Genomic DNA, 12,018 nt, shown 5'->3' with positions numbered 1-12,018 from the left:
AGCAATGCAAAACCCAATGGTTCTTCGTCCTGTCTTGATGTGTCTGGTGCTCGCCACAAGTGGCTGTGCGCTGATACCAACTAAACCGCTGGTGGAAGGTGCGACGACCGCCCAGCCAGTGCCTGGCCCTGCACCGGTAATCAATGGTTCTATTTTCCAGACGGCGCAACCGGTGAACTATGGGTATCAACCGCTGTTTGAAGACCGCCGCCCACGTAACGTTGGTGACACGTTGACCATTGTGCTCCAGGAAAATGTCAGCGCCAGTAAGAGTTCTTCGGCAAATGCCAGCCGCGATGGCAAAACAAACTTTGGATTTGATGTCACGCCGCGCTATCTCGAAGGCCTGTTCGGTAACAACCGTGCGGACGTCGATGCCGGTGGCGGCAACAGCTTTAACGGTAAAGGTGGGGCAAACGCCAGTAACACCTTTAGCGGAACGTTGACCGTGACGGTGGATCAGGTGCTGGCAAACGGCAACCTGCACGTCGTGGGTGAAAAACAGATAGCCATTAACCAGGGCACCGAATTTATTCGTTTCTCCGGCGTGGTGAATCCTCGCACCATCAGTGGCACCAACACCGTGTCATCAACCCAGGTGGCGGATGCGCGTATCGAGTATGTCGGTAACGGCTACATCAACGAAGCGCAGAACATGGGCTGGTTGCAACGCTTCTTCCTTAATTTATCGCCGATGTAAGCGAGGAACACATGACCAAATATTTATTCGGATTGCTGATGCTGGTGGCGACACTGGCGCAGGCCGATCGTATCCGCGACCTGACGACGGTTCAGGGCGTGCGTGAAAACTCCCTGATTGGCTATGGTCTTGTGGTTGGCCTTGATGGAACGGGCGATCAGACGACCCAGACGCCATTCACCACTCAGACGTTAAACAACATGCTTTCGCAGTTGGGGATTACCGTTCCCGCGGGCACCAACATGCAGCTTAAGAACGTTGCGGCGGTCATGGTCACGGCGAAATACCCGGCATTTGCGCGCTCAGGGCAGAACATCGACGTGGTGGTTTCTTCGATGGGTAACGCCAAAAGTCTGCGCGGCGGCACATTGTTAATGACGCCGTTAAAAGGTGTTGATAACCAGGTTTATGCCCTGGCACAGGGTAATATTTTAGTCGGCGGTGCCGGGGCTTCTGCGGGAGGCAGCAGCGTTCAGGTGAACCAGCTTAACGGTGGGCGCATCACCAACGGTGCGGTTATAGAGCGTGAATTACCGGGCACCTTTGGCTCCGGTAATATGATCAGCCTGCAACTGAACAACGACGATTTCACTCTTGCGCAGCAAATCACGGACACCATCAACCGCTCGCGTGGCTATGGCAGTGCGTCGGCGCTTGACGCTCGCACCATTCAAATTCGCGTGCCAACCGGTAACAGTTCACAGGTGCGTCTGCTGGCAGATATTCAGAATCTCGAAGTCAACATGCCTGCGCAGGATGCGAAAGTGATTATCAACTCACGCACCGGTTCGGTGGTGATGAACCAGGAAGTGACGCTCGATACGTGCGCCGTGGCGCAGGGGAACTTGTCTGTTACGGTGAATCGCCAGGCTCAAGTGAGCCAACCGGATACGCCATTTGGTGGTGGTCAAACGGTGGTCACGCCGCAAACGCAAATCGACCTGCGCCAGAATGGCGGGGCGCTGCAACGGGTTAACGCCAGCGCAAATCTGAATAACGTTGTTCGGGCATTGAACACGCTGGGCGCATCGCCAATGGAATTGATGTCGATTCTTCAATCTATGCAAACCGCGGGTTGCCTGCGTGCCAAAGTGGAAATCATCTGATGCTTAACGATACCCAGTCACTGGCGAATGCGGCATGGGATGCTAACTCTCTTAACGAGTTGAAAGCGAAAACCGGGCAAGATCCTAAAGGCAATATGAAGTCGGTTGCTCGCCAGGTGGAAGGGATGTTCGTGCAGATGATGCTGAAAAGCATGCGTGAAGCGCTGCCCAAAGATGGCTTATTTAGCAGTGAGCAAACGCGTATGTACACCAGCATCTATGACCAGCAAATCGCGCAACAGCTCAGTGCCAAAGGCCTTGGGCTGGCCGATATGATGGTTGAGCAAATGGGCGGCAATGCGGATCCGACGGAAGATGCAGGCAAAGTGCCGATGAAGTTTGATATGCAAACGGTCACCAGCTTCCAGAACCAGGCGTTAACGCAGATGGTGCGCCAGGCAATCCCGAAAGCGCCTTCTAACGAAGAGCCGCTAACAGGGGATAGCAAAGACTTCCTGGCGCAGCTTTCGTTACCTGCACGTCTGGCCAGTGAGCAAAGCGGCATTCCGCACCACCTGATTCTGGCGCAGGCTGCGCTGGAATCAGGCTGGGGGCAGCGTCAAATTCTCACCGAGAAAGGCGAGCCGAGCTTTAACCTGTTTGGCGTGAAAGCCAGCAGCAACTGGAAAGGGCCGGTGACTGAGATCACCACCACCGAGTATGAAAACGGTGAGGCGAAAAAGGTGAAGGCCAAATTCCGCGTTTACAGCTCTTATCTGGAAGCGCTTTCCGATTACGTCGGCTTGCTGACACGTAACCCACGCTACGCCGCCGTGACCAATGCCAACAGCGCAGAGCAGGGCGCTCAAGCCTTACAGAATGCGGGTTACGCTACGGATCCAAACTATGCCCGCAAATTGACGGGCATGATTCAGCAGATGAAAGCGATGGGTGAGAAGGTCGCAAAAGCGTACAGCAATGACTTATCCAATTTGTTCTAAATAGCCTTCATTAAACCCTCAAGTGTCGCCAGCAGCTGCCGATACTAACTGACAGGAATCGTGATAAACGCGTTAAGGAAATTTCATGTCCAGTAGCCTGATTAACAGTGCCATGAGTGGGCTGGGTGCAGCCCAGGCGGCACTGAATACCGTCAGTAATAACATTTCTAACTATAACGTCACAGGCTATACCCGCCAGACGACCGTGTTGTCGCAGTCGCAAAGTACGCTGGGCGCAGGTGGCTGGATTGGTAATGGCGTGCAAGTCAGCGGTGTGCAACGTGAATATGATGCGTTCATCACTAACCAACTGCGTGCGGCGCAAACCCAAAGCAGTGGTCTGAATACTCAGTACCAGCAAATGTCGAAAATCGACAATATTTTGTCTGGCACCACCAATACGCTGGCGACCACCATGCAGAGTTTCTTCACCGGTTTGCAAACGCTGGTCAGTAACTCGGAAGATCCGGCGGCACGACAGGCATTGATTGGCAACGCTAATGGTCTGGTAAACCAATTTAAGGTGACGGACCAGTATCTGCGCGATCAGGATAAGCAGGTAAATACCGCAATCCAGAGTAGCGTGGAACAAATCAACAACTACGCCAGCCAGATTGCGAATCTGAATAACCAGATTTCGCGCTTAACCGGCGTGGGTGCGGGTGCCACACCAAACGACTTGCTTGATCAACGTGATCAGCTGGTGAGTGAGTTAAACCAGATTGTTGGCGTGGAAGTCAGCGTTCAGGATGGCGGCACTTACAACGTTTCTATCGCCAATGGCCTGTCTCTGGTTCAGGGTGATAAAACCAATAAGCTGGCGGCGGTTTCATCCAGCGCTGATCCCTCGCGCATTACGGTTGCTTATGTTGACTCTGTTTCAGGCACGACAGAAATCCCAGAGAATCAGCTGAAAAACGGCACGCTGGGCGGCATGTTGACCTTCCGTTCACAAGATTTGGACGGCGCTCGTAACCGCCTGGGGCAACTGGCTCTGGCGTTTTCTGATGCTATTAACCAGCAGCATAAAGCTGGTTTTGACGCAGATGGCAATCCTGGTGACGCTTTCTTTAAAGCCGGTGGGCCATCAGCCCTGGGCAACACTAACAATGTTGCTAAAGATACCTCGCTTACTGTAACCAGGACGAACAGCTCGGAAGTGCAGGCCAGCGACTACAAAGTGGTCTACGACGGCCAGGACTGGCAAGTGACACGCTTGTCAGACAATAAGCAATTTCAGGCTAGCCTCTCCACTGATGGTAAAAGCATGAGCTTTGATGGACTGAAGCTTGAAATTGGTGGTACACCTGCGAGCAAAAATGACAGCTTCATTGTTAAACCTGTGTCTGATGTGGTTGTTAACATGGAAGTCGCGATTACTGATGAAAGCAAACTGGCGTTAGCCGGTGCAAATGATTCAGGTGAAAGCGATAACCGTAACGCCCAGGCCCTGCTGGATTTGCAAAAAAGTAAAGTCGTGGGTGGCAATAAATCGTTTAACGATGCCTACGCAAGTCTGGTCAGCGATGTGGGTAACAAAACCAGCACGCTGAAAGTCACCAGCACGACACAAAATAACGTGGTCACGCAGTTAAGTAATCAGCAGCAGTCCATCTCTGGCGTCAACCTTGACGAAGAGTACGGCAACTTACAGCGTTTCCAACAATATTACCTGGCGAATGCCCAGGTGCTTCAGACGGCATCAACTCTGTTTGATGCGTTACTGTCCATCCGTTAATTAAGGAATCTGGCGTATGCGTATCAGTACCGCAATGATGTACCAGCAGAATATGCGTGGCGTGACCAACTCACAAAGTGAATGGTTGCGTTATGGCGAGCAGATGTCGACCGGTAAGCGCGTGACTAAGCCGTCTGACGATCCGATTGCTGCTTCACAAGCCGTGGTGCTTTCTCAGGCTCAGGCACAAAATAGCCAGTATGCTTTGGCGCGTACTTTTGCGACGCAAAAAGTTTCACTGGAAGAAAACGTGCTTGGGCAGGTGACAACAGCGATTCAGTCAGCGCAGGAAAAAATCGTTTATGCCAATAACGGCACATTAAGCGATGATGACCGTGCGTCTCTGGCGACCGATCTGGAAGGTATCCGCAACCAAATAATGAACCTTGCCAACAGCACTGATGGCAACGGGCGCTATATTTTTGCCGGGTACAAAACCGAAGCTGCACCGTTTAGCGGTACAGCCGGAAGCGTCACTTATAAAGGTGGCGATACGCCGGTATCTCAAAGTGTCGATGCGGCGCGTACCATGACCATTGGCCATACCGGAACCCAAATTTTCAACTCAATCACCAGCAATGCGGTGCCAGAGCCTGGGAATGGTACTTCGGAAACCAACTTGTTCAATATGCTGGACTCCGCCGTCAAAACCCTGAGAACACCAACCGAAGGTTTAGATGATGCAGGCAAAGCAGATTTAACTGCGGCCATTGATAAAACCAGCCGTGGATTGAAAAACTCTCTGAACAACGTGCTGACGGTCCGTGCAGAATTGGGTACGCAACTCAGTGAGTTGGATAAGCTTGACGAGTTAGGCAATGACCGTGCCCTGGGCCAGGCGCAGCAAATGAGCGACCTGGTGGATGTGGACTGGAACTCAGCGATATCTTCTTACGTTATGCAGCAGGCAGCGCTTCAGGCGTCTTACAAAGCCTTTAGCGATATGCAGGGTATGTCTCTGTTCCAACTAAATAAATAATTTTACCTTTTTGGGCGTGCTTTGAAACTGAGTACGCTTTATATGCCCACTTCAGCACCCCGGAGTGGGCTTTTTTTTGTCTTAAATTCAGGTGTTGGGGCGTAACAAATAAAAAAGCCGACCGGTTTCCCGGTCGGCTTTTTCGCAACGCTTAGCGATTATTCAGCGCTTTGCGGGCGTGTAGCAGGAGCAGTTGCCTGATGCGTTGCGCTGTTAGCGCCAGCAGAACCACGGCCACTGAACTCATACGTTGGGCGAACCCAATCGCTCTGGCGTGGTGCTTCCGGGTTGTAATCCGGCGCTGGAGCTTTCGTCATTGGTGCCGTTGCATGTTTAATCACATGTGCAACAACTGGCTGTGCTGGCGCAGTTTCCACTTGAGGAGCTGGCTGCACAGGAGCCAGTTTAGGCTCAGGCTGCACATCAACAACGGACTCCTGAGCAACAGGCTGTTGAGCTTCAACCGCTTCTACTGGTTTCACTTCTTCAACCGGCGCTTCAGGTGCAGTTTCTTCAACGACTACCGGAGCAACCTGAGCAAGTTCTGCTGCCTGTTGCTGATGAGTTTCGACAGCAACAGCTTCTTGTGCAGGCTCAACTTCATCAATCACTTGTTCAGCAACAACTTCATCTTGCGCTGCAATCAGATGCGGCTGCTCGTTAACTGGAGCGGCAATCACTTCCGGATGCGTGGTTTCAACGTGTGGTGCTTCAACCTGAATTTGTTCAGCTTGAACATTTTCAGCCTGCACGCTTTCAACTTTTACGTCTTCAACTTTTACGTTTTCAACAACAGTCTGCGCTGCAACAAACTCCTGAGCGACGGGCTGTGCGTTGTGAACGTATGCAGTCTCTTGCTCGTGAGAAACAAAGGCAGGTGCATGATCAACGTTGTTTTCGTACTGCGACTCTTCTTGAGTACGAGCAACCGGATAATTAATCCAGGCTTTACCCGATGCCAGTTCTGGAGAGGCACAAGCAACGATCAATGGCATTGGTGATTGCGTTGGGTAACGCTCATCGCGATAACGGCGACGACGCTGACCACTCACGCGCAGATGGCGTGGAGAACGGCGAGAACGACGTGGCATACCGTTAGAGTCGTTACGAGAGTCGTTGTTGTCATCTTGCTCAACATTCGACTTTTCAGCCTTCTCAACAGGCTTATCGATAACGGCTGGTAACGGGATAGTCGCCAGTTCGGTACGTGCAGCCGGTGCCTGGGCCTGGGCCACTACCGGTGTTGCCACAACTTCAGCCGCAGAATCTTGTTCAGATTCAAAGCGAACTTTCTGGCTCAACTGGCGTTGCTTACGACGCGGCATAACCTGGACGCGTTCTTCCTGTTCCGCTTCGACTTCAACTTCTGCTACCGCGTCATCACGTTGCAGAACTTTAACTTCCTGCTGTGCCTGGCGCTTATCATCGCTGCGGCGACGGTTACGTTCGCGGCGTGGTTGCTGCTCGTCACGGGCTTTTGGCTTTTCAGCTTCTTCAACAGCCACGTTCGGGCGATTTTCACGCACTTCCGTATTTTGCTGCTGACCCTGGCGGCGATTGCGGCGGTTATCATCGCGATCACGATTTTCACGTGGCTCACGGTTGTCACGATTTTCGCTACGGTTATCACGGCCTTCGCCACGATTATCACGGTCGCGATTGTTGCGATCGCCACGATCGTTACGGTCACGGCGGTTATTCGGACGACGGTTATTGCGACGTTCCTGGCCCTGACGCTGGCTTTCAGTCTCAGCAGGTTTTGCTTCCTGAACTTCTTTGCTTTCAGTCGTTGATTCGCCTGCAAACAGGTTTTTCAACGCGCCGAAGAAGCGGCTCAGAAGGCCTGGCTGCTCAGGGGTTGCTGTTTTGGCAACGGCAGCTTTAACTGCTGGAGCCGGTGTGGCAGCCACAGGTGAAGATTCTGGCGGTGCAGGCGGCACGTCAGGCATGACGAAGGTTGCAAGCGCAGGTTGCTCTGGGCGTTTACGCTCGGCGTACTCTTCATCAGAAGGCATCGCCATCTCTTCTTCATGCAGCTTAGGCAGCATGTAGCTCAGCGTTTTGGTTTCTTCGCCTTTGCGGACACGCAGAACGGAATAGTGTGGAGTTTCCATCTGATCGTTAGGAACGATGATGGCTTTCACGCCGCCCTGACGGGTTTCAATCGCACTCACCGCATCACGTTTTTCGTTCAGCAGGTAAGAAGCAATCGGCACCGGTACAATCGCATGAACTTCTTGGGTATTCTCTTTCAGCGCTTCTTCTTCAATCAGACGCAGAATGGAGAGTGCCATGGATTCGTTGTCACGCACCGTACCTGTGCCGCTACAACGCGGGCAGACGTGGTGGCTGGACTCGCCCAGAGAAGGGGAGAGACGCTGACGAGACATTTCCAGCAGGCCAAAGCGAGAGATATGGCTAATCTGGATACGAGCCCTGTCCTGACGGACAGCTTCACGCAGACGGTTTTCAACTGCACGCTGGTGGCGCACAGGCGTCATATCGATGAAGTCGATAACAATCAAACCGCCGAGATCACGCAAACGCAGTTGGCGCGCGATTTCATCAGCCGCTTCAAGGTTGGTATTAAATGCCGTTTCTTCGATGTCGCCACCGCGAGTTGCGCGCGCGGAGTTGATGTCGATAGCGGTTAATGCTTCGGTGGAGTCGATAACAATCGAGCCACCGGACGGCAGACGGACTTCACGCTGGAAAGCGGATTCAATCTGCGATTCAATCTGGTAGTGGCTAAACAGCGGGATTTCACCGGTGTAGAGCTTAATTTTGCTGCTGAAATCAGGGCGACCCAGAGCACCGATATGCTGGCGAGCCAGCTCAAGTACTTTCGGGTTATCGATAAGAATTTCACCGATGTCCTGACGCAGGTAATCACGGAAAGCACGCACAATAACGTTGCTTTCCTGGTGAATAAGGAATGGAGCAGGGCGGTTTTCTGCCGCTTTTTGAATCGCTTCCCAATGCTTCAGGCGGAAGCTTAAATCCCATTGCAGTGCTTCAGCGGATTTACCCACGCCAGCAGTACGTACAATCAGACCCATGCCATCTGGCAGTTCCAGAGAGGAAAGGGCTTCTTTCAGTTCGGTACGGTCGTCACCTTCGATACGGCGGGAAATACCACCTGCACGTGGGTTGTTCGGCATCAATACCAAATAACTACCGGCCAGACTAATAAAGGTGGTTAAGGCTGCGCCTTTATTACCACGTTCTTCTTTATCAATCTGAACAATCACTTCCTGGCCTTCGCGCAAAACATCTTTAATGTTCGGACGACCATGTGATGAATAATTAGACGGGAAATATTCGCGGGCAATTTCTTTAAGAGGAAGGAAACCATGACGTTCCGCGCCGTAATCTACAAATGCCGCTTCCAGACTTGGTTCAATACGGGTGATTTTGCCTTTATAGATGTTAGCTTTTTTCTGTTCGTGTCCAGGACTTTCAATATCCAGATCGTACAGGCGTTGCCCATCTACAAGGGCGACACGCAACTCTTCTTGCTGAGTCGCGTTTATTAGCATTCTTTTCATCGTAACTTACTCATTATTCTTACATTGGTGACAAAGCTACGGGCATGGTGACGCTGACCGGGAGTGAACCGATGGCCTCGTGACTAAACGCTAAGTCGCCAACCTCACGGTTGTCGCTTGCTGAGAGGCGCAAAGTGTCGGTAGCCTGTATTTCATACGGAAATACAGCGCAATTATCGTGGGAATAACCTTAGAATATTTCTTAAGAGTTGATTCCATTTTACCGGTCAGGCTGCAACCCGCAGCCCGCTAACTGCCTGAAAGTACAATACGTCTTACGCCATTGCTGCGTGGATGGACGTTCAGGCAAAACTGGTAATTCCGCAAAATTCCTTGTTCTAACAAGTATCAACACGGAAAACCGCAACATTATTCCATTGCTAACCTTATTATAGCAAGATGACTTTTGCCTTTGATGCCTCGTTTCTTACAGTTTTTTAACTCACTTTTTCGCTGCATGTCGCAGAAAACTGAAAAAGGGGAGTCAGGCGACTTAAAACCAGGCAGATTCTCAGTTAAGCACATAAAAATGAGTGGCGCTATGCGCGCACGCTATTTAGAATCGCCGACCATGAAAACTCCGACACCTTCAGTACAAATCGTTGCCATTTCTTCTGACGAAGCTGGGCAGCGTATCGATAACTTTTTGCTCGCCCGCTTGAAAGGCGTGCCGAAAAGTATGATTTATCGCATTTTGCGTAAAGGCGAAGTGCGCGTGAATAAAAAACGCATTAAACCTGAATATAAAATCCAGGATGGCGACGAAATTCGTATTCCGCCGGTTCGCGTAGCCGAACGTGAAGAAGAAGCCGTTTCACCACATCTACAAAAAGTCGCCGCGCTGACTGACGCGATTATTTATGAAGATGACCATATTCTGGTGCTCAACAAGCCGTCTGGCACGGCGGTTCACGGCGGCAGTGGTTTAAGCTTTGGTGTGATTGAAGGCTTGCGTGCATTGCGTCCGGAAGCTCGTTTCCTCGAGCTTGTGCATCGCCTTGACCGTGACACTTCCGGAATTTTGCTGGTGGCGAAGAAGCGTTCCGCACTGCGTTCGTTGCATGAGCAACTGCGTGAAAAAGGGATGCAGAAGGATTACCTGGCGTTGGTACGTGGCCAATGGCAATCACACGTCAAAGCTGTGCAGGCACCGCTACTGAAGAATATTCTGCAAAGCGGTGAGCGTATTGTACGGGTTAACAGCGAAGGCAAACCTTCTGAAACGCGTTTCAAAGTTGAAGAGCGCTATGCGTTCGCCACGCTTGTGCGTTGTAGCCCGATTACCGGACGAACTCACCAGATTCGTGTGCATACATTGCATGCCGGTCATCCGATTGCTTTTGACGACCGCTATGGCGATCGTGAGTTTGATAAGCAACTGGCCGGAACCGGTCTGAACCGCCTGTTCTTGCACGCAGCGGCATTACGCTTCACTCACCCTAATACCGGCGAGATTATGCGGGTAGAAGCGCCACTGGATGAGCAGTTGAAGCGTTGCCTTACTGTGTTACGCAACAACGCGCGCTAGTTATATATGGGAGGGTGGAGCTATCCACCCTCCACCATTTACATCAGCAGCGGGTTAACGCCTTCGTTGCGCAGCATTTCGCACAAGCTAATTAACGGTAGTCCTACCAGGGCATTCGGATCCTTTCCTGAAAGCCGTTCGAACAGCGTAATTCCCAGTCCTTCACTTTTAAAACTTCCGGCACACTGTAGCGGCTGCTCTTTACGCACGTAATGGCGAATTTCTTGTTCGCTTAAATGACGGAAATGCACATCAAAAGGTTCGCAAACCACCTGTAAATTCCCGGAAGCTGAATGATAAAGCGCCAGACCAGTATAAAAAGTCACGATACTGTTGCGAGCAAGCATGAGCTGCTCCACGGCTTTTTCTTCGCTATGCGGTTTGCCGGTTATTTTTCCATCTAAAACACAAACCTGATCCGAGCCGATAATCATATGATTCGGATATTCACGGCTCAATGCCTGAGCTTTGGCCTGTGCCAGACGTGTGACTAAGTGGCGAGCATCTTCACCGGGAACAGGGGTTTCATCCACCTGCGGAGCCGCGGTAATAAAGGGGATACCCAGCTTTTCAAGTAGCTCCCGGCGCCATGGGGAAGTTGAGGCGAGAACAATTTGCGTCATATTTTTTTCATTAATGATAGCGATTCGGGGAAAGGCATTTTAAACTATGCCACCGCAATGTGTGCGAATAAGTAGAAAAGGCGCTGTTTCCAGGCCATTTTCTTTGACTCTATGACGTTACAAAGTTAATATGCGCGCCCTATGCAAAAAGTAAAATTACCCCTGACTCTCGACCCGGTTCGTACGGCTCAAAAACGCCTTGATTACACGGGTGTTTACACCCCTATTCAGGTAGAGCGTGTCGCCGAGTTTGTAGTCAGTGTAGACAGTGATGTGGAATGCGATATGTCATTCGCCATCGACAACCAGCGCCTCGCGGTTCTTACCGGTGATGCGAAGGTGTCGCTGACGCTTGAATGTCAGCGTTGCGGAAAGCCCTTTGCCCATCAGGTCTACACACAGTATTGTTTTAGCCCGATCGTCAAAGACGAGCAGGTTGAAGCACTCCCGGAAGGATATGAACCAGTTCAGGTCAACGAATTTGGTGAAATTGATCTTCTGGCGTTGGTAGAAGATGAAATTATCCTCTCCTTGCCAGTCGTTCCGGTGCATGAATCTGAACACTGTGAAGTGTCCGAGGCGGACATGGTCTTTGGCAAACTGCCTTCCGAGGCGGAGAAACCAAACCCATTTGCCGTATTAGCCAGTTTAAAGCGTAAGTAATTGAGGAGTAAGGTCCATGGCCGTACAACAGAATAAACCAACCCGTTCCAAACGTGGCATGCGTCGTTCCCATGACGCGCTGACCACAGCAGCAGTATCCGTGGACAAAGTTTCTGGCGAAACTCATCTGCGTCACCACATCACCGCCGACGGTTTCTACCGCGGTCGCAAGGTTATCTCCAAGTAATTGGC

At 51.4% G+C, this 12,018-nt stretch carries 10 protein-coding genes; 8 read left to right on the top strand and 2 right to left on the bottom strand.

What is annotated here, in order from left to right; translation table 11 throughout:
* The first annotated feature begins 4 nt into the window (after nucleotides 1-4).
* The 5 genes from flgH to flgL all read left to right on the top strand — a co-directional run bounded on the left by flgH (nucleotide 5) and on the right by flgL (nucleotide 5,464).
* Nucleotides 5-700, top strand: coding sequence for a flagellar basal body L-ring protein FlgH (flgH, locus tag DY231_RS14850; RefSeq protein WP_115631856.1), 696 nt, complete (start codon nucleotides 5-7; stop codon nucleotides 698-700).
* Between the two features lie 11 nt (nucleotides 701-711).
* Nucleotides 712-1,806 carry a flagellar basal body P-ring protein FlgI gene (locus DY231_RS14845; RefSeq protein WP_034494521.1) on the top strand — a complete coding sequence of 365 codons (1,095 nt, stop codon included), beginning with the start codon at nucleotides 712-714 and terminating at the stop codon, nucleotides 1,804-1,806.
* Entirely contained in the window at nucleotides 1,806-2,747 is a 942-nt protein-coding gene (flgJ, locus tag DY231_RS14840; protein ID WP_115629524.1) for a flagellar assembly peptidoglycan hydrolase FlgJ, read from the top strand. Before DY231_RS14845 ends, flgJ begins: the two co-directional genes overlap by 1 nt.
* 85 nt (nucleotides 2,748-2,832) lie before the next feature.
* Nucleotides 2,833-4,485, top strand: coding sequence for a flagellar hook-associated protein FlgK (gene flgK / locus DY231_RS14835; protein ID WP_115629522.1), 1,653 nt, complete (start codon nucleotides 2,833-2,835; stop codon nucleotides 4,483-4,485).
* A 16-nt stretch (nucleotides 4,486-4,501) separates the two neighbouring features.
* Nucleotides 4,502-5,464 (top strand): flagellar hook-associated protein FlgL, encoded by a 963-nt coding sequence (flgL, locus tag DY231_RS14830; RefSeq protein WP_115629520.1) that lies wholly within the window; start codon nucleotides 4,502-4,504, stop codon nucleotides 5,462-5,464.
* A 158-nt stretch (nucleotides 5,465-5,622) separates the two neighbouring features.
* Here flgL and rne read toward each other — a convergent pair whose 3' ends face one another.
* Nucleotides 5,623-9,012: a ribonuclease E gene (gene rne / locus DY231_RS14825; protein WP_115629518.1), complete on the bottom strand. Its 3,390-nt coding sequence runs from the start codon at nucleotides 9,010-9,012 to the stop codon at nucleotides 5,623-5,625.
* 571 nt (nucleotides 9,013-9,583) lie between these two features.
* Here rne and rluC point away from each other — a divergent pair.
* On the top strand, nucleotides 9,584-10,540 hold the full coding sequence (rluC, locus tag DY231_RS14815) for a 23S rRNA pseudouridine(955/2504/2580) synthase RluC (RefSeq protein ID WP_172588735.1): 957 nt from the start codon (nucleotides 9,584-9,586) through the stop codon (nucleotides 10,538-10,540).
* A gap of 38 nt (nucleotides 10,541-10,578) precedes the next feature.
* On the opposite strand, the gene DY231_RS14810 is transcribed toward rluC, so the two are convergent.
* Nucleotides 10,579-11,163 carry a Maf family protein gene (locus tag DY231_RS14810; RefSeq protein ID WP_115629513.1) on the bottom strand — a complete coding sequence of 195 codons (585 nt, stop codon included), beginning with the start codon at nucleotides 11,161-11,163 and terminating at the stop codon, nucleotides 10,579-10,581.
* A gap of 141 nt (nucleotides 11,164-11,304) precedes the next feature.
* Between DY231_RS14810 and yceD the strand changes: the two genes are divergently transcribed.
* The gene (yceD, locus tag DY231_RS14805) at nucleotides 11,305-11,826 is read left to right on the top strand and encodes a 23S rRNA accumulation protein YceD (RefSeq protein ID WP_115629511.1); all 522 of its coding nucleotides are present in this window, start codon (nucleotides 11,305-11,307) and stop codon (nucleotides 11,824-11,826) included.
* A 16-nt stretch (nucleotides 11,827-11,842) separates the two neighbouring features.
* On the top strand, nucleotides 11,843-12,013 hold the full coding sequence (gene rpmF / locus DY231_RS14800; protein WP_034494538.1) for a 50S ribosomal protein L32: 171 nt from the start codon (nucleotides 11,843-11,845) through the stop codon (nucleotides 12,011-12,013).
* Nucleotides 12,014-12,018 lie beyond the last annotated feature (5 nt).

This window comes from Buttiauxella agrestis (assembly GCF_900446255.1).
Taxonomy (GTDB): domain Bacteria; phylum Pseudomonadota; class Gammaproteobacteria; order Enterobacterales; family Enterobacteriaceae; genus Buttiauxella; species Buttiauxella agrestis.
Note: the sequence above shows the minus strand (reverse complement) of the source record. Positions and strands in the feature narration are given on the sequence as shown.